The following is a 21057-nucleotide window of genomic DNA, read 5'->3' as shown; positions in this document are numbered from 1 at the left end:
CCTGCGCCCGCTGGTAGCGCGTCGCGCTCCGTGCGGTGTCCCGGGCGACGGCCCGCAGGAGAAGGGCCAGGACGGGGGCTCCGGCGAGGAAGACGGCCGCGAGCCACCAGTGGATCAGGCCGAGGGCGACCACACCGCCGACGGGGCCGGCGAGGGCGGCGGCCAGGGCCGCACGGGCCGCGGGTGCGGTCCCCGCCTCGGCGGCGTTGCCGACCAGGCGCGCGACGAGGTCACCGGAGCCGAAGCGGTCGGCGGCGCGCGGCCCGGTGGCCAGGACGTGCCCGGTCAGCCGCCGGCGCAGCCATGCCGTGCTGCGGGCGTCGACGGTGCCGGTCAGGACGGTCCGGGCGGCGTCGAGCAGCGCGATCAGCAGGACGAGGCCGGCGCAGTACAGCACCCAGCGGGTCGCCGGGGCCCGCGCCAGCAGCAGGTCGAGGGCCCGGCCCAGCGCGGCCGGCAGCAGCAGCCCGGCACCGGTCGCGGCCGTGCTCGCCAGGGTCAGGGCCGCACAGCGGGCGCCGCTGTGGCGGGTGGCCGTACGCAGCAGCACCCGGGCGTGCCCGGCCGCCGGGTCGTCGTCGGCAGGCGTGGTCATACGGGCCTTCCGTGGGGCGGGTGGACCCCGGACGATGGGGCGGACGGACCCCGGGCGGCCCCTCCCCGTGGGGAGTGGGCCGCCCGGAGCCGTACGCGCACCGCAGGTCAGAGACAGAGCGTGATGCTCGCGGCGCTGACGCAGGAGAGCAGGCTCAGCGTGCTGTTGCCGCCGCCTTCCGTCCGCTCCTCGGTCTCGATGGTCTGCAGGTCGAGCAGTGCCATGGTGTGTCCTTCCGTGGGTTGTCCGTCCGTGGTCGTCCGTGGGGACGGGGTGGTGTCACGACTCCGCGGGATCGCGGAACCGCGTCAGGTGGGCCGCCTCCGGGGCGGCGGGAGGAACGGCAGATGGGCGCCGGACGCCGGGTCGAGGGCCGCGCCGAGCGCCAGCAGGCACCCTGCCGTTCCGGTGGCGAGGTCCATGGACAGCCGCATCATCTGGTGGCCGGGGAAGGCCAGTTGGCCCTCGTAGGCCATCGCGTACCAGCCGAGTCCGGCGATCTGGGCGGCCAGCCGGTCCGCGGTGGCGCCCGGCGTGGTGGTGCGGCTGAGGTGCAGGATCATTCCGGCGCGGCCCTGGAAGAGACCGGGCTGCGCGTAGAAGCGCGAGGTGGCGGCGGCGAGGACGCCGGACCGGGCCGCCTCGAACTCCCCGGCGAGGCCGGGCGCGTGGGCCACGAGGTCGTCGAGGACCATGCCCACTCCGGCGCTGCCGTCGCCGAGGTAGGGCAGCGTCCGCCAGCCCTCGTCGACCTCCAGCTCCCCGCTCTCCCGGGTCACACAGGACTCCAGGTCCCGGCGCAGGGCCACGGCCGCCGCCTCCCGCCAGGGCGCGTGGCCGGTCCACTCGTACTGCCGCAGCAGGAACAGCGCCGGTCCGCTCACGCCGCGCAGCAGCCCGGCGCGCCGCCGGGGTGCTGCGGGCAGCGGCTCCGCGAGCCGCTCCACGAGGATCCGCCCGGCCTCCTCGGCCCGCTCGCGCAGCTCCGTCTCGCCCGTGGTGCGGGCCAGGTGCCCGAGGACCAGCCCCAGTCCGGCCAGTCCGCCGTGCAGGTCTGAGGAGAGGTTCCGCCACCGCTCCGCGAGGATGCTCCCCACCAGGTCGAGTGCCCGCTGCCGGTGCCCGAGCCGGTCCAGGACCAGGGCGGCGCCCGCGAGCCCGTCGTACAGGCCGAGCGGTGTGCCGGCCGGGACCGGCGAGGTCCGCTCCAGCAGCCAGCGCTCGCCCTCCTCGAAGCGTGCGGCGCCGATCGCGTCCAGCGCGTACAGCACCCCGGCAGCGCCGTGGGCGAGGCCCAGCCCGCCGCCGTCCGAGAACTGCGCGACGTCGCCCGGGAAGAGCCGGTCGTCGCGCTCCGGGGTCGCCGAGGCGAGGATCGCCTTGACCATCGAGTCGCGGCTGTGGGGCCAGTCGCCCGGGTCCACCCACGCGGAGGGCACGGCACGCCCGCGGCCGGACGCCTCCCGGGTGATCTCCGCGACCGCCTCGTCGAGGAACTCCCGCGGTACGTCCGGGAACTGCTCCCGGATCACCTCGGCCAGATGCGCCGCCTTGCCGCGGTCGACCACGAACAGCGTGGTCACCGGCAGGAACAGGGCCAGCCGCAGACAGGCCAGCGCGTAGCGGTCGACGTCGGCGCCCCGGCGGTCCGGCGGCGCGAAGAAGCCGGGGTGGGCGACGACCTGGCGGCCGTTGTCCTCGGCCGGGGCCGCGGCCTCGAAGTCGAGCAGGAAGACCGACTCCTCGTCCGGCGCGACCATGATGTTGAAGACGTGCAGGTCGTTGAAGACGATGCCCCGCGCGTGCACCGCCGCCACGGCCTCCTCCACCCTGCGGTGGATGCGCAGCGCCCAGGCCGTGTAGGAGGCGACGGCCGCCGGGTCGGGGTCCTGCGCGAGCAGCGGATGCCGCTCGGCGAAGAAGGAGTTGAGCGGCCGGCCCGGGAGGAAGTCCATCACCAGGAACCGGTGGCCGCCGAGCTCGAACCAGTCGCGCACCTCGGGGACCACGCCCGTGCCCGCCACCCGCTCCAGGGCCGACTTCTCCCGTTCCAGCCGGGCGACGGCGTCCGCCCCGTCGGCGGCCAGCCCCGCGTGCGGCCGGCCCTCCTTCAGCACGACCCTGCGCCCGTCCCGGGTGTCGGTGCCCGCGTACACACCGCCGCCGTTGGAGAAGTGCAGCGCCTTCTCGATGCGGTACGGCAGTTCGCCGACCGTCGTGGTGTTCCGCGCGTCCAGGTGCGGCCGGAGGAACTCCGGCAGGGTCACCCACTCGGGCACCTGGAACGACGGCGACCGCCGGTCCGGCACCAGCCGCCCCTCGCCGTCGCGCACCGCGGGCACCAGCGAGCCCCGCTCGTCGACGACGAAGGACCGCGCGAAGGCGCCGTAGCGCACGTACAGCGGACCCTCGCCCCAGCGCAGATCGGTGAGGACGTACGGCCCCTCGAACCCCTCCAGCAGCGCGCCCAGCTCGCGCAGCACCCGGTGCAGCTGCTCCTCACCGGCCGGGTAGAGGGTGACGAACTTGCCGCTGCCGTCGCGGGGCGCGTACTTGGTGTTGCGCAGGTGCAGCAGGTGCGGGCCGGGCACGAACTTGAAGGGGATCCGCCGCTCGACGCAGTAGTCCCACACGATCCCGGCGATCTTCTCCGCGTTCGCGCGGGTCGCCGAGGCGTGGATCTTCCAGCCCTGGGAGGGGCCGGGCACCGGCTCGCCGTCCGGGCCGAGCGGCGTCATCGTCAGCCAGTCGCCCATGCGGGCCGACGACCAGCCCTCGGGCACCGGCCGGCCGGCCGTCTCGTAGAGGTGCGGGGCCGTCCCCGGCCCGCCGCCCGTCAGCCGGTCCGGCGTCTCGTAGAAATGCCGGTCGGCGAGCGCGTACACCTCGTACCGCTTGTCCATGCGTCCCCCTCCGTGACGAGCACCGAGCCTTCCAGCAGCCCCAGGGGCCGGAACAGTCACGGCTGTCACGACACGACCGTGCGGAACGCATGCGTCAACTCCTGTTCGGTTTCTTTCGCGCTCCGGCGCCGGTGCCGTCGGCCGAACGCTCCCAGGGGCTGCGCGGGTGTCCCATAAGCGCTGTAATGGCCAACGTGGTCAGTCCGGGCGCCCGAGAACGCGAGACGCGAACGCTGCGTGCCGAAGGTGCTCTCAAAGCGATCGCGGCCGACCCGGAGTCGCCCGAACGGGTGCGCCGCGTCCTCGAACAGGCACTCGTCTTCGCCGGAGCGGCGTTCGCCGCCCTCTACGCCCCGAGCGAGGACGGCGAGCTGCTGTGCCTGATCGAGTCGGTCGGTGTGCCCAGGACGCTGTACGGGGTGCGCGACAGCTATCCGCGCGCGGGGCGGTCCCCCCTCGCCGAGGCCCACCGCGACGGGCGGCCGGTGGCGCTGAGCCCGGCGGAGTTCGCCGAGGACGCCCAGTCGCGCCGGGTACCGTCCCCGGCCTTCCACCTGGTCGCCCTGCCCGTACGGGGCGACGGGGGTGGCTGCCTGCTCGCCGTGAGCGAGCGCCCCGACGGGTTCGGCGCCGACGACCGAGCCTGCCTGGAGCTCGTCTCCGACGCGGTCGCCTTCACCGCCCCCGCCGAGCCCGCCGAGGGCGGCGAGCTGCCGCCGGGCGCCTTCAGCCTCGCCATGGACACCGGCCGCGTCCGCGTCGCCGACGACCTGCTGGAGCTGTTCGGCATCGACCGCGCCGCGTTCGACGGCCGGGTCGAGACCCTGCTCAGCCTGACCGTGCCGGAGGACCTGCCCTCACTGATGTCCGTGGTGGAGGCCGACCACATGTCCATCGGCGACCGGGAACTGGAGTTCCGGGTGCTCCAGCCCGCCGGGCCGCCGAAGTGGCTCCGGCTGAGCGGGCGGCTGCTGCCGGGCGGCGACGGCCGGCCGGCGCGGCTCGTGGGCACCGTCGCCGACGCCTCCACCCTGCGCTCGGACGTCACCGACGTCGCCCGCGTCCAGCGCCTGGCCGCGGCGCTGGCCACCGCCGTCACCGTGCGCGACGTCGGCAAAGCGGTGGTCGCCGCCCTGCGCCGGCCGCTGAGGGCCGACCGGATCGCCCTGGCCGAGCTGGAGGGCGACCGGCTCGTCGTCACCGTCCTCGACCCGCCCGAGCCGGAGGCCTGGCCCGAGCTGTGGCGGTCGGAGTGGCGCGGGGAGTGGCCCGACGCGCCCGTGCGCGCCATGCCGACCCTCGCCGCCGCGCTCCGCGAGGGCCGCGCCCGCATCTGGCCCGCCGGCAGCTCCCTGGAACCCGCCCTCGCCGACGTCGGCCCGGGCGGCCTGGCCGTCCTGCCGCTGCCCGCCGGCAACCGCATGGCCGGGGCCTGCCTGATCGGCTACGACACCCCGCACGACTTCGGCGCCGACGAACGAGCCCTGCTCACCGCCTGCGCCGGCCTCGCCGGACAGGCCCTGGTGCGCGCCCGGGCCTTCGACGCCGAGCACGAACTCGTCGGCATGCTCCAGCGCCAGCTGCTGCCTCGCCGCCTGCCCCGGCTGCCCGGCGCGGTGGCCGTCGCCCGCTACCTGCCCAGCACGGCCGGACTGGAACTCGGCGGCGACTGGTACGACGTCATCCCGCTGCCCGACCACCACGTCGCGCTCGTCATCGGCGACGTCCAGGGGCACAGCGCGGGCGCCGCCACGCTCATGGGCCAGATGCGCACCGCCCTGCGCGCCTACGCCGTCGAGGGGCACCCCCCGGACGTGGTGGTCGCGCACGCCAACCGGCTGCTCGTGGACATGGAGAGCGACCTCTTCGCGACCTGCGCTTACGTCGACGTCGACCTGGAGGAGGGGTACGCCTGGTGCGTGCGGGCCGGGCACCCGCCGCCCGTGCTGCGCTACCCCGACGGGCGGACCGAGATCGCGGAGGCCGAGGGCGGCCCGCCCCTCGGTGTGCTCGGCCAGGCGCAGTTCCCCATGAGCCCGCTGCGGCTGCCGCCCGGCACCGTGCTCGCGCTGACCACGGACGGGCTCGTCGAGACGCCCGACTCCGACATCGACGCGGGCCTGGAGCGCCTCGCGGGCGAGCTGGCCGAGGCCGCCCCCGTCGACCTGGGTCTCGTCGCCGACGCCCTCCTGGGCAACGCCCCGCGCAGCGACGACGTCGCCCTGCTGCTCCTGCGCTACGACGGCATGGAGCTGCGTCCGCTGCGGGAGAGCTGGACGGTGTGGCGGGTGCCGCAGGCCGTCGGGCACGCCCGCCGCTTCGCCCGGCGCACCCTGCGCTCCTGGGGCGTCACCGAGGAGTACGACGCCGCCCTCGTCGTCGTCTCCGAACTCGTCACCAACGCCCTGGTGCACACCGACGGCCGGGTGCGCATGGACCTCACCCTGATCAACAACCGCCTGCGCATCGCCGTCGCCGACGCCTCCCCCCGCACCCCGGTCCGCCCCACCAGCATCAGCTGGGAAGCCACGGGCGGCCGGGGGATCCTGCTCGTCGAGGCGCTCTCGGCGACCTGGGGGACCCTGCCCGTCAGCGGGGGCAAGCAGGTGTGGGCGGAGCTGGTGCTGCAGGGCTGAGCGCCGGCCCCCGCCGCGCCGCTCAGCCGCCGTACGGCTCAGGCGAGCCGCTTCAGCATCTCCTCCGCGAGCGGTGCCGAGGACGCCGGGTTCTGGCCGGTGACCAGGTTGCGGTCGGCGACCACGTTCGGGGCCCACGGCTCACCGGCCCGCACGGTCACGCCCGCCTCGGTGAGGCGGTCCTGCAGCAGCCACTTCGCGCGGTCGGCCAGGCCGCCCTGGACCTCCTCGGCGTTGGTGAACGCCGCGACCTCGTAGCCGGCGAAGACGTTCGCGCCGTCGGCCCCGACGGCGGCCAGCATCGCGGCCGGCCCGTGGCAGACCACGCCGAGCGGCCGGCCCGACTCCAGGGCCCGGGCGAGCAGCCGGCCGGAGTCGGCGTTCACGGCGAGGTCCTCCATGGGGCCGTGGCCGCCGGGGTAGAAGACGGCCGCGTAGTCGTCGAGCCGGACGTCCTCGAGCCGCACCGGGTTGCGCAGCTCGGTGAAGGACTCCAGCGCCTTGGCGATCCGGTCGGCGTTCTCCTGGCCCCCGTTCACCTCGGGAGCCAGGGAGGCCCGGTCGACGGGGGGCACCACACCGCCGGGCGTGGCCACGACGACCTCGTGGCCGGCGGCCCGGAAGGCCTCGTACGGGGCGACGGCCTCCTCGGCCCAGAAGCCGGTGGGGTGCGCGGTGCCGTCGGCCAGGGTCCAGGTGTCGGCGCCGGTGACGACGAAGAGGATCTTCGACATGGTGGTGCATCTCCGTGGGGGACGTGCCGCGGTCGGACAGTGCGGCGGTGACTCGGACACTCACGACCATAGGACCCCGGACTGCGGGTCTTCCAATGGCAGGGCCTATGGCAGCCATAGGTTTTCTCATGGCGGTCGGCGGTAGGGTCGGATCGCGTGAGGCCCATCGACCCGCTCGGCGCGACCGGCACACCGGCGCCGCCCGATCTCAATCTCCTCCGGACCTTCCTGGCTGTCCACCGCTCGGGCTCCTTCACGGCCGCGGCGAAGCTGCTGGGCCTGTCCCAGCCGACCGTGACCACCCAGATCCGCGCACTGGAACGGCAGACCCGCCGGGAGCTGTTCGAACGACTGCCCCGCGGCGTCGCTCCCACGGCCGTGGCCGACGAACTCGCGGCCCGCATCGCCGCTCCCCTCGACGCGCTCGCCGAGGCCACCGGGCACGGCCCGCCCGAGGAGTCGCGCGCCGAGCCGGTCCATCTGGCCGGGCCCGCCGAACTGCTCTCCACCCGCGCCCTGCCCGCCCTGGCCCCGCTCGTCGTCGGGGGAGTACGGCTGCGGGTCGCCATGGGACTGACCGACCCGCTGCTGGAGGAACTGCGCGCCGGCCGCCACGACCTGGTGATCGCCACGGCCAGGCCGCGCGGCCGCACCCTGTCCGCGGTGCCGCTGGTGGACGAGGAGTTCGTCCTGGTCGCCGCCCCCGCCTGGGCCGACCGGATCGAGCGCCTGGCGGCCGAGGGCCCCGCCGCGCTGCACGACGTCCCGCTGATCACGTACGCCGAGGACCTGCCCATCGTGCGCCGCTACTGGCGGCACGTCTTCGGCCGGCGCCTGAACTGCCGCGCCGCCGTCTCCGCGCCCGACCTGCGGGCCGTCCTGGCGCTGGTGACGGGCGGTGCCGGGTTCAGCGTGCTGCCGCGGTACCTGTGCGCCGGGGAACTGGCGTCCGGCGCCCTGGTCCTGCTCGACGCCCCCGAGGACGCGCCCATCAACACCGGCTTCCTCGTGCAGCGGCCCGGCACCTCGGACAACCCGCACGTCACGCTCGTCCGCGACCGTCTTCTGGAAGCCGCGCGCACCTGGTGACCGTACGGCTGCGGCGGGTACCCGGGCCGCGCAGGGCGGAGTCGGCGGGGATCCGGCACACCGAGTGCTCGCGCGTCGGCCGCGGCCACCCCGTGGGCTCGTGTCCCTCGGTGACCTGTGAACCGACCGGCGCGACAGGGGAGTTCGGGCGGTGCGGCACGGCGGTGCGGCACGAACGCCCTGGGGCAGGTTTGTTCGGTTTGTCTCAGGGGACTCGAACACCAGACTGACGCAGAAGGAAGATGATGAGCAGTGACGTCCATGGACACCCCTGAGAAGCCCGTCGTACGCCGGCCCGAGACCGGCTGGTCGAAGGCACGCCGACTGCGCGGCAAGGCCGCGCTGCGGACCTGCCTCCCCGCCGTCGAGAACCGGGCCACCCCCGGGACCGCGCGGTCCGGGCCGGAGTGGAACATCGTCCGGGGTGAGGACTGACCGCTCCACCGCGGGCGGCCGGGTGACGCCCCGGCCAACCGCACGCGTCGGCCACCTGAAGAAGTGATGTTCACAACCGCCGGATCGCGACTAAGGTGAGCCGAATGAAGGCTCTCGTGCTGTCCGGCGGTGCAGGAACACGGCTGAGGCCGATCACCCACACGTCCGCCAAGCAACTCGTGCCCGTGGCCAACAAGGCCGTGCTCTTCTACGGGTTGGAGTCGATCGCCGAGGCCGGCATCACCGACGTGGGCATCATCGTCGGGGACACCGCCGCGGAGATCGAGGAAGCGGTGGGCGACGGGTCGAAGTTCGGCCTGAAGGTCACCTACATCCCCCAGGAACGGCCCCTGGGACTGGCCCACGCGGTGCTGATCGCCCGTGACTTCCTCGGTGACGACGACTTCGTGATGTACCTCGGCGACAACTTCGTCGTCGGCGGCATCACCGGCCTCGTCGACGCGTTCCGCAGCAACCGGCCCGACGCCCAGATCCTGCTCACCCGGGTCGCCGACCCCCGCGCCTTCGGCGTCGCCGAACTCGACCCGTCCGGCCAGGTGATCGGCCTGGAGGAGAAGCCCGAACAGCCCAAGAGCGATCTCGCGCTGGTCGGCGTCTACCTGTTCACGCCCCTGATCCACGACGCGGTCCGCGCCATCGAACCGTCCTGGCGCGGCGAACTCGAGATCACCCACGCCATCCAGCACCTGATAGACACCCGCGCCGACGTGCGCTCCACGGTCATCAAGGGCTACTGGAAGGACACCGGCAACGTCGGCGACATGCTCGAGGTCAACCGCATGGTCCTCGAAGGCATGGAGCGCCGCATCGACGGCGAGGTGGACGACGCCTCGGAGACCGTCGGACGGGTCGTCGTGGAGGAGGGCGCGCGGATCATCGGCTCCCGCGTCGTCGGACCCGCCGTCATCGGTGCGGGCACCGTCGTCCGCGACTCCTACATCGGGCCCTTCACCTCCGTCGCCGAGAACTGCCGGATCACCGACAGCGAACTGGAGTTCTCCATCGTGCTGCGGGACTCCTCGATCCAGGGCGTCGGCCGGATCGAGTCCTCGCTCATCGGCCGGCACGTCGAGGTGACGCCGGCCCCCAGCGTCCCCAGCGCCCACCGCCTCGTCCTCGGAGACCACAGCAAGGTGCAGATCACTTCATGAACCTCCTCGTCACCGGTGCCGCCGGGTTCATCGGCTCCCGCTACGTCCGCGCGCTGCTCGCCTCGGACCCGCCCGACGCGCCGCACATCACCGTGCTGGACAAGCTCACCTACGCCGGCACCCTCGACAACCTCGAACTGACCCACCCCCGGCTGGAGTTCGTCCAGGGCGACATCTGCGACGCCGAACTCGTCGACAAACTCGTCGCCGGCGCCGACCAGGTGGTGCACTTCGCCGCCGAGTCCCACGTGGACCGCTCCATCACCGGCGCCGCCGACTTCGTGCGCACCAACGTCCTCGGCACCCAGACCCTGCTGGACGCCGCCCTGCGCCACGGCACCGGCCCCTTCGTGCACGTCTCCACCGACGAGGTCTACGGCTCCATCGAGTCGGGCTCCTGGCCGGAGACCCACCCGCTGCAGCCGAACTCGCCGTACTCGGCCTCCAAGGCCTCCTCCGACCTGCTCGCCCTGGCCTACCACCGCACCCACGGCCTGGACGTGCGCGTCACGCGCTGCTCCAACAACTACGGCCCGCACCAGTTCCCCGAGAAGGTCATCCCGCTGTTCGTCACCAACCTCCTCGACGGGCACAAGGTGCCGCTGTACGGCGAGGGCCGCAACGTCCGCGACTGGCTGCACGTCGACGACCACTGCCAGGGCGTCGACCTCGTGCGCACCAAGGGCCGGCCCGGCGAGGTCTACAACATCGGCGGCGGCACCGAACTCACCAACAAGGAACTGACCGGGCTGCTCCTGCGGGCCTGCGGCGCCGACTGGGACCGGGTGGAGTACGTCGAGGACCGCAAGGGCCACGACCTGCGCTACTCCGTCGACTGGTCCAAGGCCCGCGACGAACTCGGCTACCGGCCCCGCCACGACTTCACCGACGGCCTCGCCGAGACGGTCGCCTGGTACCGCGACAACCGTGCCTGGTGGGAGCCCCTGAAGCGGCGCGTCGCCCAGGAGCGCGCATGAGGTGGCTGGTCACCGGCGCGGGCGGGATGCTCGGCCGGGACGTCGTGGAGGAACTGACCCGGCGCGGCGGGAGCGTGGTGGGCCTCGACCGCGCCGCCCTGGACATCACCCGCCCCGACGCCGTCGACGCGGCGCTGCGCGAGCACACCCCCGACCTCGTCGTGAACTGCGCCGCCTACACGGCCGTGGACGACGCCGAGACCGACGAGGCCCGCGCCCTGGAGGTCAACGGCCTCGGGCCGCGCCTGCTGGCGAGGGCCTGCGCCGCCCACGACGCCCGCCTCGTGCACGTCTCGACGGACTACGTCTTCTCCGGACAGGCCCGCACCGCCCCCTATCCGGAGGACCATCCGACCGGCCCGCGCACCGCCTACGGCCGCACCAAGCTGGCCGGCGAGCAGGCCGTGCTGGAGGAACTGCCCGGAGCGAGCGCGATCGTGCGCACCGCCTGGCTCTACGGGGAGCACGGCACCAGCTTCGTGCGGACCATGATCGATCTCGAAGCCCGCCGCGACACCCTCGACGTCGTCGACGACCAGCGCGGGCAGCCCACCTGGAGCGCGGACGTCGCCGAACGGATCGCCGACCTCGGTCCGCGGCTCGGCCCGGACGCGCACGGCGTCTTCCACGCCACGAACTGCGGTGAGGCCACCTGGTACGAACTGGCCCGCGAGGTGTTCTCCCTCCTCGGCGCCGACCCGGACCGGGTGCGCCCCACCAGCAGCGCGGCCTTCCCACGGCCCGCGCCCCGCCCGGCGTACAGCGCCCTCGCCCACGGCCGCTGGCAGGAGATCGGACTGCCCCGGCCCCGCGAGTGGCGCTCCGCCCTGCACGAAGCACTGCCCCGCATCCGCAAGGAAGGTCCTCTCCGTGAAACGCCATGAGTTCCTCCGGGAACTGCACAAGGTCAGCGCCAATCGCAACTACCTGGAGATCGGCGTCAACGACGGGCGCAGCCTGCGCCTGTCCCGCGTCCCCAGCATCGCGATCGACCCCGCCTTCAAGGTGGTCTCGGAGCTGAAGTGCGACGTCCACCTGGTGAAGGCCACCAGCGACGACTTCTTCGCCCGCGACAACCCCCTGCAGCACCTCAAGGGAGGCCGCCACCCGCTGCGCAACCTGCGGCGCGGCCGCAGCCCCTTCGGCTACTGGCGCCGCACCACGCTCGACCTCTCCTTCATCGACGGCATGCACCTGTTCGAGTACGCCCTGCGCGACTTCATGAACGTCGAGAAGCACTCCGACTGGTCCAGCGTCATCGTCTTCGACGACATGCTGCCGCGCAGCGTGGACGAGGCCGCCCGGGACCGGCACACCAACGCCTGGACCGGCGACGTCTACAAGATCACCGAGGTGCTGGCGCGCTACCGCCCGGACCTGGTCGCGGTCCAGGTGGACACCGCGCCCACCGGCCAGCTGGTCGTCTTCGGCGCCGACCCGAACAACCGGGTCCTGCACGACAAGTACGACGAGATCATGGCCGAGTACAAGGTGCCCGACCCGCAGAAGGTCCCCGAGGCGATCCTCGAAAGGGCCGGTGCGGTCCGCCCCGAGACGCTCCTCGAAGCCCGCTTCTGGCGCCCCCTCGTCCAGGCCCGCAACCGGGGCCTGCCCCGCTCCGTCGGCTGGGAGCCCCTGCGCCGGTCCCTGGAGCAGGTCGGCGTCAGCCGCTGAACGAGGACGCCGGCCGCCCCGAGGGGGCGGCCGGCGTTCCCGTACGGGCTCCGCGGTGGGGTGTCAGCCGCTGCGCAGCCGCTCGTAGTACGCCCGGCAGGCCTCGTACGACGGCAGCAGCCCCTGCCATTCCGCCTCGGCGAGGGTCGGGGCCTGCTCGTCCTTGGGGGAGAGGACCGGAGGGACGGAGTCCGGCCACTCGATGCCCAGGGCCGGGTCGAGCGGGTGGATGCCGTGCTCGCGGTCCGGGGCGTATCCCTCCGAGCACAGGTACACCACCGTGGCGTCGTCGGTCAGCGCCATGAAGGCGTGGCCCAGCCCTTCCGCGATGAACACCGCGTGCCGGGTGTCGTCGTCGAGCCGTACCGCCTCCGACATCCCGTACGTGGGGGAGCCCACCCGGATGTCGACGACCACGTCCAGGACCGCGCCGCGGACACAGGTGACGTACTTGGCCTGGCTGGGCGGCACGTCGGCGAAGTGGACACCGCGCAGCACGCCCCGCCGGGACACCGAGCAGTTGGCCTGGGCCAGCGAGAGGTCACGGCCGGTGGCCTCGCGGAACTCCTCGCCCCGGAACCACTCGTGGAAGCTGCCCCGGTCGTCCGGGAAGACCTTGGGCTCCAGTACCCAGGAGCCCTCTATCCCCAGCGGTCGCATCCGTCACTGCCCTCCGGTCCTGATACGGGTGACCACCTTGCGGCGCGTGGCGCCGAGCACGCGCCGCGCCCCTCGCGCCAGCCGCAGCGCCGCGCCCGGCCGCGGCACCGGCCCCACGAGCACACTGCCCGCCGCGACGCGCAGGGAGAACGGCAGCCCCGTGAAGCGCGGGCGGTCGCCGCCCGGGGTCAGGCACAGTGCCACCCGCCAGACAGCGCCCAGGAGATCCCCGGTGGGCAGGTCCGCCTCCAGCACCGAGCCCGTGCCCCGCGGGGCGGGCGACAGCGTGGCGGTCGCGTCGAAGAAGCGAGTGGCGGAGACGAACCGCAGCACCACCGGCGTCTCGCCGGGGACGTGCACCGGGAGCGGGACCCGCAGCCGGCCGCCGGAGACGCCGATGTCCGTCAGCCGCACCGCGCGGAGCCCGAGGCGCCTGCCCCGCGCTCCGCGCTCCAGGGAGAGGTTGCCGTGCGGGGTCGTCCAGTACGGCAGGACCGCGCGGTCGCCGACGACGCCCACACCCGGCGCGGGGCGGTCCTCGCGCGGCACCGGGCCCAGCCGGCACTCCTTGGTCCAGCCGCCCAGCTTGACCCGGACGACCGCGTCCCAGACGCCGTCACCCGGCAGGTCGGCCGGGTCGATCCCGGCGGTCGCCCGCAGCACCAGCCGGACCTGCTCGCCGCCCCCGGCCGGCACCCTCTCGCGGGTGAGCTCGACCGGCTGGAAGTACTGCGCGGCGCTGGAGCGTTCCCGCAGCAGCAGATCGGCCGTGGCCTGCCCGAAGCGCGCGGCCGTCTCGGAGGCGACCCAGGCCACCGCCCCGGCGACGTCCTTCGGCACGTCGTCCAGCGGTGCGGCCTGCGCCTTCGCGGGGAACAGCATCGGCTCCCCGGCGGACACGTACTCGGCCGTGAAGGAGACCCCGAGGGAGCCCTTCCGCCACTCGATCGCGACGGGGGCCGCCTTGGGACCGATGCCCGCCTCCCACTCGGCGAAGGACACCACGTCGTCGTACCGGCCGGCCGCCGTCAGCGCGGCGACGACCTGCTGCGTCGGCTGCAGCCCGGCCGCCACACCGGGGCCGAACCGCTCGACGACGACCGCGTGGATCTCGGCGAAGAGCTCCCTGCGGTAGTCGTCCGGCAGGTTCAGCAGGCGCCGGGCCCGCAGCCGCTCGACCATCTCCACGCGCAGCCAGCGCCGGAAGAGCCGGTCGCGCACCGGGCCGGGCTCGGTGTACCGCTCGACGACGTCGAGGGCCTCGCGCAGGTTCTTGAAGTAGCCGACGGGATCGAAGCGTTCGAAACCGGCGTTGGAGCCGTCGTCCCGGCGGATGTGGTAGTAGCAGACGTAGTCGCTGAGCACGGAGACGTTCTCCGCGCGCAGATACGCCTCGGCGATGAAGACATGGTCCTCCAGCCGCCGTCTGCCCTCGGGGAAGCGCAGCCCGATGCGGTCCAGGAAGGCCCGGCGGACCATCTTGTGCGGGGTGAGGCTGTCGATGAGGGGGGCGTTCTCGACACTGGCCCGCGGGTGGTTGCGGCGGAACAGCTCCACCGGCACCCCGCGGCCCTTGCCGGCCATCTTGCCCACGATCACGTCGGCGCCGTTGGCCACGCCGTAGTCGTACATCCGCTCCAGGGCCTCGTCGCCCAGGTAGTCGTCGTTGTCGACGAACATCACGAACTCGCCCCGGGAGGCCTCGATGCCGACGTTGCGGGGCTTGCCCGACCAGCCGGAGTTCTCCTGGTGGACGACCCGCATCCGGGGGTCCTCGGCGGCGAGCCGGTCGAGCCGGGCCGGGGTCCCGTCGGTCGAGCCGTCGTCGACGAAGATCACCTCGTACTCGTCGGGAGGCAGCGACTGCCGCTGCAGCGAGGAGATGCAGTCCTCGATGTAGATCCCCGGGTTGTAGACGGGGACGATGACGCTGACCTTGACCGGCATCGGGTTTCCGGGCCCCTTCGGGTCGCTTGCCGTAGACGTCCTGTTGTCCTGCGTGTTGCCCGATGCTAACCCGGTCGGCGATTTCGCCTCACCTTTCGAGACCTGGCCGTGATCAACTCCGCGCCCGACGGGCAACTGGCCTGCTCCGCCTGTCTGTTCACGGTCAAAGGGAGGTCAGTCGGCGACGTCCACGCCGTAGCGCCGGGCGAGGGCGTCCAGGCCCTCGTCGTACCCCTGCCCCACGGTGCGCAGACGCCACAGCGGGCCGCGGCGGTAGAGCTCGGCGAGGATCAGGGTGCGTTCCGTCGTCGCGGCGTCCAGGGTGGCCTGGACCAGGGGCGCGGCGCTGGTGCCCGGCCCGGAGCTGATGTGGATGGCGCCGACGTCGCCGAAGACGGCCGAGCCGTCGAGGGCGGCGGCGACCACCACCTTGCGCGCCGAGGGGGGCAGCGCGGCGAGGCCGACGCCGATGGTCTGCTCGGTCGGTCCGTCGCTGTGCAGCCGCACCGTCCCGCCCGGGTTCTCCGGGGCGCCGTAGAAGACGAAGTCCTCGTCGAAGCAGACCTGTTCGTCCTCGTCGACGACGAAGGCGACCACGTCGATCTCGCACGGCGTCCGCTGGGCCCAGGACGCGGTGACGGTCCAGGGCACCCCGCACGCCGGGCCGCTCGGCTGCGGAAGATCGACGACGCCGCCGCGCGGCAGGACGAGCGGGGCCGCCGGTCCGCCGCCCGGCCCGGAGAGCGGTGCGACGACCGGGGCGTCGAGCCACGCGGCGTCGTGCGTGGGGTACGCGAGCGCGGTGATCCGCTTCATCCGGCGGTCCCGTGCGCCGCCTTCCAGCAGGACGACGTCGGTGACGCTCGCGGAGAGGTTGATCGCCGCCGCCCCGCCGAGCTCGGTGATCCTGCGGCGGGCCGCCACCGCCTCGGGGTGCGTGCCGCCGAGCACCAGGACCCGCCGGCCGGACAGCGGAAGGTCCGGGGCGACCCGGCGGGCCGGGCGCGCGGGCCCGGACGGCGCCGGCTCCGGCCGGCCTGCCGGGGTCTCCCGCACGGGCGCGGTGGCCTGGCCGGCCGGACGGGAAGGGGCCGGATCGCGCGGCTCGGCGGGCCCCGCCGGCGAGGGGATCACGCCCTCCGCGGACCGCCCCCGCTCGTGGCGCGTCCCCGGGCGGACGTCGGCCAGGAGCCGGACGAACGTGGCCTCGTCGAGGACGGGCACCCCTTCCGCCCGGGCCCGGCGCGCCTTCCCGGAGGCGGAGGAGGAGTCGTTCGTGACGAGCGCGCTGGTGTGCCGGCTGACGGACGTCATGACGTTCAGCCCGGCCTCATTCGCCCGCCGCTCCAGCTCCGCGCGCGCCGTGCGCGTCTCACCGGTGAGCGCGATCTTCATGCCCTGCACCAGCGGACCGCCCGGCTCGGCCCGGCCGGGATTGCGGTACGCGCACGGCGTCTTGGGTGTCCTGGGCGCGAATTGGGGGTCCTGGCGCGGCGGGCAGGGGACGAACGGCAGCGGCAGCTCCAGACGGGCCGCCTCCCGCAGCGAGCCGCGCAGCACCCCCGCCAGCACGCGTGCGTCGTCGAGCGCGTCGTGGGCGCGTTCCTGGCGGACGCCGTAGTGGGCGGCGAGCGTGCCCAGCCTGAGGTCCTCGGTCGGCGGGTCGACCCGCCGGTTCAGCGCGAGCGTGCACAGGCGCCGGGCCACCGGCAGGCGAGCGCCGGCGCGAGCGAACTCGTGGGCGAGGAAGTCGTAGTCGAACTGGGCGTTGTGCGCCACGAGCACCCGGTCCCGCACCATCGCCCCGATCCGCGCCGCGACCCGGCCGAAGTCCGGCGCACCGCGCAGCCTCTCGGCCGTCAGCCCGTGCACGTGCACCGGCCCGGGATCGCAGCCCGGGTCGAGGAGCGTGGAGAACTCGTCCGTCTGTTCCCCGTCGGGCCCCAGCGTCACCACCGCCACGGACAGCACCCGGTCGCGGCGGGCGACCAGGCCCGACGTCTCGACGTCGACCACCGCCCAGTCGTGGGCGTAGTCGCGCAGGGCGGAGGGATCGGCGGCGGGGGAGAGCAGAGACATGGGCGAAGGATGGAGGGATCTTCACCGAACGTTCAACCTGGATGGCGATTCATCCGCATAAGTGGATATCGTGCGGCACCCTCTAGGGTGAAGGGGTGCGTCTGCTCCTGATGTCCGACACCCATCTGCCGAAGCGCGCCAGGGAGCTGCCCGCGCGGCTGCTGGCCGAACTCCCGCGCGCGGACGTCGTGTTCCACGCCGGCGACTGGGTCGACACCGCCACGCTCGACCTGCTGCAGGACCGCAGCCGCCGGCTCGTCGCCGTCCACGGCAACAACGACGGACCGGACCTGCGCGCCCGCCTGCCGGAGGTGGCGTACGCCGAGCTGGACGGACTGCGGTTCGGCGTGATCCACGAGACCGGCGCGAAGCAGGGCCGGGAGCAGCGGTGCGCCGCCCGGTTCCCCGACCTCGACGTGCTGGTCTTCGGGCACAGCCACATCCCCTGGGACACCACGGCCCCGGGCGGCCTGCGCCTGCTCAACCCGGGCTCCCCGACGGACCGCCGCCGCCAGCCCTATTGCACGTACATGACCGCCACGCTCGCCGACGGCCGGCTCACCGAGGTCACACTGCACCGGCTGCCGCCGCGCACACCGCGCACGCCGCGCACGCCGCGCTGAACAGGCGCGCCGAGGTGCGCCGGTGCGGCGACAGGTGCCCGTCTCGGCCCGGCGGGGGCCGTCGCGGAGTGTCCGGTCCGCTCGGTCGCGTGGGTCCGGGCGGTGGCAAGGGCCACACGGGCACCGATGTCCGCCCGCTCGGTCACGCGGATCTGGGCGGCCGCCAGGGCCATGGGCACGGGCACCGATGAGCCCGTCGCCGGGCCGCACGCGACTCGGCGAGCCGGCCCGGCTCAGTGCGGGCGGGGCGGGTGTACCGCGCCTTGCGTGGCGGTGAGGGGCGCGCCGGTGCCGCCCCAGCGCAGTGCCACGATCTCGGCGGCGACGGAGACCGCCACCTCCTCGGGCGTACGGGCGCCCAGGTCGAGCCCGACCGGGGAGCGCAGTCGCGCCAGCTCCCGTTCGGTCAGCCCGGCCTCGGCGAGCCGTGCCGCCCGGTCGGCGTGGGTGCGGCGGCTGCCCATCGCGCCGATGTACGCGGCCGGGCGGCGCAGCGCCTCCGTCAGCAGCGGCACGTCGAACTTGGGATCGTGCGTGAGGACGCAGATCACCGTGCGCTCGTCGGTGTCCGTGTCGCGCAGGTAGCGGTGCGGCCACCGGGCGACCACCTCGACGCCCTCGGGGAAGCGCCGGGGCGTGGCGAAGACGGGGCGGGCGTCGCAGACGGTGACCCGGTAGCCGAGGAAGTCGCCGATCCGGGCCACGGCCGCCGCGTAGTCGATCGCGCCGAAGACCAGCATCCGCGGCGGCGGGGCGAAGGACTGCAGGAACACGGCGACGGCGTCCTCCCGGCGCTGCCCCTGAGGGCCGTAGTGCCGCAGGCCGGTCGCGCCGAGGGCGAGCTCGCCGCGTGCGTCCGCCGTCACGGCCGCGTCCAGGCCGCGCGCGCCGAGCGTGCCCAGCACCCGGTCCGGCCAGACGGCGAGCGACGCCCCGCGCCGCGCGGGTCCGTCGGCCACCGTGGCGACGGTCACCGGTTCGCCCGCCGCGACGGACTCCGCGACCGCGCCGAACGCCGGATCCCGCCCGGGCGTCACGGCCCGCACCAGCACCGTGATCTCGCCGCCGCAGGTCAGCCCGACGGCGAAGGCGTCCTCGTCGCTGTATCCGAAGCTCTCGAGGCGGGCCTCCCCGTCCGCGACGGCCTCCCGCGCCAGCTCGAACACCGCGCCCTCGACACAGCCCCCGGACACACTGCCCACGACCTCCTCGTCCGGGCCGACCGCCATCGCCGCGCCCGGGTCGCGGGGCGCGCTGCGGCTGACCTGGACGACCGTCGCCAGCCCGAACGGCAGCCCCGCCGCGTACCAGCGGCCGAGCACCGGGAGAACGTCACGCACGAGCCGCTCCTTCCGCGCACCGCACCGGGTACCCCGGCGGCGGCAAATTCCGTTGTGCCCCGCCGGGCACCTCTGCTGGACTGCACAGGACACCGACGTCATCGATTCCCAGGAGCCGAGATGCGCACTGCGTTCATGTCCCCCCAGGCCGGAACAGCTCTCTCTCCGAAGGACATGACGCTTCGTGCACCTGCTCAACCTCGGGATTCTCGCCCATGTCGACGCCGGTAAGACCAGCCTGACCGAGCGGCTGCTCCATTCGGCCGGTGTGATCGACGAGATCGGCAGCGTCGACGACGGCAGCACCCGCACCGACACCCTCGCGCTGGAGCGGCAGCGCGGCATCACCATCAAGTCCGCCGTCGTCTCCTTCCCGCTCGACGGGGTGACGGTCAACCTCATCGACACCCCCGGCCACCCGGACTTCATCGCGGAGGTGGAGCGGGTGCTCGGCGTGCTGGACGGCGTGGTCCTCGTCGTCTCCGCCGTCGAGGGCGTGCAGGCGCAGACCCGGGTGCTGATGCGGACGCTGCGGCGGCTGCGCATCCCGACCCTGCTCTTCGTCAACAAGATCGACCGCGGCGGGGCGCGCCCGGAAGAGGTGCTGCGGGAGATCGCCGCCCGGCTGACGCCCTCCGTCGTCCCGATGGGGACGGCCACCCGTCCCGGCACCCGCGCCGCCCGCTTCACCCCGGGCCGCGGACCGGCCGCCGCCCTGGACGTCCTGACCGAACACGACGACGCCCTGCTGTCGGCGTACGTGGAGGACCGCGTCACGGACGCTCTCCTGCACGGCTCCCTGGCCGCCCGCACCCGCGAGGCCCTGGTCCACCCCGTCTACCTCGGCTCCGCCGTGACGGGCGCCGGCGTCGAGGAACTGCTGTCCGGCATCCGCGCGTTGCTGCCGACGGCCGGCGGGGACGCCCACGGGCCGGTCTCCGCCACGGTGTTCAAGGTCGACCGGGGCCCGGCGGGGGAGCAGGTGGCCTACACCCGGATGTTCTCCGGCACCCTGCGCCTGCGCGACCGGATCCCCTTCGGGGCGGACGGCGCCGAGGGCCGGATCACCGGCATCAGCGTCTTCGGCCACGGCACGGACACCCGCGCGGACGCCGTCACCGCCGGCGGGATCGCCCGCCTCACCGGGCTCGACGGCATCCGCATCGGCGACGCGATCGGCGAACCGCACAAGGCGTACGAGCACTTCTTCGCCCCGCCCACCCTGGAGACGGTCGTCGTCCCCGGCCCCGACGTGCACCGGGGAGCGCTCCATGCGGCGCTGACCCGGCTCGCCGAGCAGGACCCGCTGATCGGCCTGCGCCACGACGAGCGGCGGCGGGAGACCTCCGTCTCCCTCTACGGCGAGGTGCAGAAGGAGGTCCTGCAGGCCACCCTCGCCGACGAGTACGGCCTCGACGTCACCTTCCGCGAGACCACCCCGCTGTGCGTCGAACGGCTCGTCGGCACCGGGCAGGCCGTCGAGTTCAACAAGCGGGACCCCAACCCGTTCCTCGCGACCGTCGGCCTGCGCGTCGAGCCCGCACCGGCCGGCTCGGGTGTCGCCTTCCGTCTGGAGGTCGAGCTCGGCTCGATGCCGTACGCCTTCTTCAAGGCCGTCGAGGACACCGTGCGCGAGACCCTCGGGCAGGGCCTGCACGGCTGGCAGATCCCCGACTGCACGGTCACCATGACCCACTGCGGCTACTCGCCCCGCCAGAGCCACGCCCACCAGGGCTTCGACAAGAGCATGTCGAGCACCGGCGCCGACTTCCGCGGTCTGACCCCGCTGGTGCTGATGTAGGCGCTGCGGCGGGCCGGCACGCGGGTGCACGAGCCCCTGCACCGCTTCCGCGTCGAGGCCCCGGCCGACACCCTGGGCGCCCTGCTGCCGGTCCTCGCCCGGCTCGCGGCGGTCCCGGAGACGACCCGCAACCGGGACGACCGCTGCGTCCTGGAGGGGACCGTGCCGGCGGCCCGGGTGCACGCCCTCGGGCAGCGGCTGCCGGGGCTCACGCGGGGCGAGGGCGAGCTGGAGAGCTTCTTCGACCGCTACGCGCCCGTCGCGCACGGCACGGTCCCCGAGCGCCCGCGCACCGACCACAACCCGCTGAACAGGAAGGAGTACCTGCTGAACGTGACGCGGAGGGTGGGTGGCTGAGGTGCGGGCGCCGGCCGGACGGCAACTTACTCTGG

At 74.1% G+C, this 21057-nt stretch carries 16 protein-coding genes and 1 pseudogene; 9 read left to right on the top strand and 8 right to left on the bottom strand.

Going from position 1 to position 21057, the window contains the following annotated elements:
- From ABZY20_RS34955 to lanKC, 3 genes are all read right to left on the bottom strand, one after another.
- A partial coding sequence (locus ABZY20_RS34955) for an ABC transporter transmembrane domain-containing protein (protein WP_356447190.1) occupies positions 1–595 on the bottom strand: 595 nt, incomplete at its 3' end.
- A 107-nt stretch (positions 596–702) separates the two neighbouring features.
- Entirely contained in the window at positions 703–819 is a 117-nt protein-coding gene (locus ABZY20_RS34950) for a SapB/AmfS family lanthipeptide (protein ID WP_356447188.1), read from the bottom strand.
- Positions 820–903: 84 nt separating this feature from the next.
- Complete coding sequence (gene lanKC / locus ABZY20_RS34945) at positions 904–3498, bottom strand: class III lanthionine synthetase LanKC (protein ID WP_356447187.1); 2595 nt, start codon at positions 3496–3498, stop codon at positions 904–906.
- Between the two features lie 185 nt (positions 3499–3683).
- Here lanKC and ABZY20_RS34940 point away from each other — a divergent pair, with 185 nt between their 5' ends.
- The gene (locus ABZY20_RS34940; protein ID WP_356447186.1) at positions 3684–6134 is read left to right on the top strand and encodes a SpoIIE family protein phosphatase; all 2451 of its coding nucleotides are present in this window, start codon (positions 3684–3686) and stop codon (positions 6132–6134) included.
- 38 nt (positions 6135–6172) lie between these two features.
- Here the strand turns inward: ABZY20_RS34940 and ABZY20_RS34935 are convergent, their stop codons facing one another.
- Positions 6173–6868 carry a type 1 glutamine amidotransferase domain-containing protein gene (locus tag ABZY20_RS34935; protein ID WP_356447184.1) on the bottom strand — a complete coding sequence of 232 codons (696 nt, stop codon included), beginning with the start codon at positions 6866–6868 and terminating at the stop codon, positions 6173–6175.
- Positions 6869–7024: 156 nt separating this feature from the next.
- Here ABZY20_RS34935 and ABZY20_RS34930 point away from each other — a divergent pair, with 156 nt between their 5' ends.
- The 6 genes from ABZY20_RS34930 to ABZY20_RS34905 all read left to right on the top strand — a co-directional run bounded on the left by ABZY20_RS34930 (position 7025) and on the right by ABZY20_RS34905 (position 12215).
- Positions 7025–7957, top strand: coding sequence for a LysR family transcriptional regulator (locus ABZY20_RS34930; protein WP_356447182.1), 933 nt, complete (start codon positions 7025–7027; stop codon positions 7955–7957).
- Positions 7958–8218: 261 nt separating this feature from the next.
- On the top strand, positions 8219–8392 hold the full coding sequence (locus tag ABZY20_RS34925; RefSeq protein ID WP_356447180.1) for a hypothetical protein: 174 nt from the start codon (positions 8219–8221) through the stop codon (positions 8390–8392).
- Positions 8393–8496: 104 nt separating this feature from the next.
- Positions 8497–9564: a glucose-1-phosphate thymidylyltransferase gene (locus ABZY20_RS34920; RefSeq protein WP_356447178.1), complete on the top strand. Its 1068-nt coding sequence runs from the start codon at positions 8497–8499 to the stop codon at positions 9562–9564.
- On the top strand, positions 9561–10541 hold the full coding sequence (gene rfbB, locus ABZY20_RS34915; protein ID WP_356447176.1) for a dTDP-glucose 4,6-dehydratase: 981 nt from the start codon (positions 9561–9563) through the stop codon (positions 10539–10541). The genes ABZY20_RS34920 and rfbB overlap by 4 nt, the downstream gene beginning before the upstream one ends.
- Positions 10538–11425: a dTDP-4-dehydrorhamnose reductase gene (gene rfbD, locus ABZY20_RS34910; protein WP_356447174.1), complete on the top strand. Its 888-nt coding sequence runs from the start codon at positions 10538–10540 to the stop codon at positions 11423–11425. Before rfbB ends, rfbD begins: the two co-directional genes overlap by 4 nt.
- Positions 11412–12215: a class I SAM-dependent methyltransferase gene (locus tag ABZY20_RS34905; RefSeq protein WP_356447172.1), complete on the top strand. Its 804-nt coding sequence runs from the start codon at positions 11412–11414 to the stop codon at positions 12213–12215. The genes rfbD and ABZY20_RS34905 overlap by 14 nt, the downstream gene beginning before the upstream one ends.
- A gap of 63 nt (positions 12216–12278) precedes the next feature.
- On the opposite strand, the gene rfbC is transcribed toward ABZY20_RS34905, so the two are convergent.
- The 3 genes from rfbC to ABZY20_RS34890 all read right to left on the bottom strand — a co-directional run bounded on the left by rfbC (position 12279) and on the right by ABZY20_RS34890 (position 16901).
- Positions 12279–12875, bottom strand: a complete 597-nt coding sequence (gene rfbC, locus ABZY20_RS34900) for a dTDP-4-dehydrorhamnose 3,5-epimerase (RefSeq protein ID WP_356447171.1) — start codon at positions 12873–12875, stop codon at positions 12279–12281.
- 3 nt (positions 12876–12878) lie between these two features.
- The gene (locus ABZY20_RS34895) at positions 12879–14822 is read right to left on the bottom strand and encodes a glycosyltransferase family A protein (protein ID WP_356447169.1); all 1944 of its coding nucleotides are present in this window, start codon (positions 14820–14822) and stop codon (positions 12879–12881) included.
- Positions 14823–14996: 174 nt separating this feature from the next.
- On the bottom strand, positions 14997–16901 hold the full coding sequence (locus ABZY20_RS34890; protein WP_356447167.1) for a DEDDh family exonuclease: 1905 nt from the start codon (positions 16899–16901) through the stop codon (positions 14997–14999).
- A 95-nt stretch (positions 16902–16996) separates the two neighbouring features.
- Here ABZY20_RS34890 and ABZY20_RS34885 point away from each other — a divergent pair, with 95 nt between their 5' ends.
- Positions 16997–17524 carry a metallophosphoesterase gene (locus ABZY20_RS34885; RefSeq protein WP_356447165.1) on the top strand — a complete coding sequence of 176 codons (528 nt, stop codon included), beginning with the start codon at positions 16997–16999 and terminating at the stop codon, positions 17522–17524.
- Between the two features lie 233 nt (positions 17525–17757).
- On the opposite strand, the gene ABZY20_RS34880 is transcribed toward ABZY20_RS34885, so the two are convergent.
- A complete protein-coding gene (locus ABZY20_RS34880) occupies positions 17758–18864 on the bottom strand; it encodes an XdhC/CoxI family protein (protein WP_356447163.1) in 1107 nt (368 codons plus the stop codon).
- A gap of 184 nt (positions 18865–19048) precedes the next feature.
- Here ABZY20_RS34880 and ABZY20_RS34875 point away from each other — a divergent pair.
- A pseudogene (locus ABZY20_RS34875) lies at positions 19049–21022 on the top strand (translation factor GTPase family protein).
- Positions 21023–21057: the final 35 nt, after the last annotated feature.

The sequence above is a fragment of the Streptomyces sp. NPDC006624 genome (genome assembly GCF_040611555.1).
GTDB lineage: Bacteria > Actinomycetota > Actinomycetes > Streptomycetales > Streptomycetaceae > Streptomyces.
Note: the sequence above shows the minus strand (reverse complement) of the source record. Positions and strands in the feature narration are given on the sequence as shown.

Excerpts from the sequence above, each read along its gene's own strand:
- ABZY20_RS34950 (WP_356447188.1), bottom strand. The coding sequence starts at position 819 with ATGGCACTGCTCGACCTGCAGACCATCGAGACCGAGGAGCGGACGGAA.
- lanKC (WP_356447187.1), bottom strand. The coding sequence starts at position 3,498 with ATGGACAAGCGGTACGAGGTGTACGCGCTCGCCGACCGGCATTTCTAC.
- ABZY20_RS34940 (WP_356447186.1), top strand. The coding sequence starts at position 3,684 with ATGGCCAACGTGGTCAGTCCGGGCGCCCGAGAACGCGAGACGCGAACG.
- ABZY20_RS34935 (WP_356447184.1), bottom strand. The coding sequence starts at position 6,868 with ATGTCGAAGATCCTCTTCGTCGTCACCGGCGCCGACACCTGGACCCTG.
- ABZY20_RS34925 (WP_356447180.1), top strand. The coding sequence starts at position 8,219 with ATGGACACCCCTGAGAAGCCCGTCGTACGCCGGCCCGAGACCGGCTGG.
- ABZY20_RS34920 (WP_356447178.1), top strand. The coding sequence starts at position 8,497 with ATGAAGGCTCTCGTGCTGTCCGGCGGTGCAGGAACACGGCTGAGGCCG.
- rfbB (WP_356447176.1), top strand. The coding sequence starts at position 9,561 with ATGAACCTCCTCGTCACCGGTGCCGCCGGGTTCATCGGCTCCCGCTAC.
- rfbD (WP_356447174.1), top strand. The coding sequence starts at position 10,538 with ATGAGGTGGCTGGTCACCGGCGCGGGCGGGATGCTCGGCCGGGACGTC.
- rfbC (WP_356447171.1), bottom strand. The coding sequence starts at position 12,875 with ATGCGACCGCTGGGGATAGAGGGCTCCTGGGTACTGGAGCCCAAGGTC.
- ABZY20_RS34895 (WP_356447169.1), bottom strand. The coding sequence starts at position 14,822 with ATGCCGGTCAAGGTCAGCGTCATCGTCCCCGTCTACAACCCGGGGATC.
- ABZY20_RS34890 (WP_356447167.1), bottom strand. The coding sequence starts at position 16,901 with ATGTCTCTGCTCTCCCCCGCCGCCGATCCCTCCGCCCTGCGCGACTAC.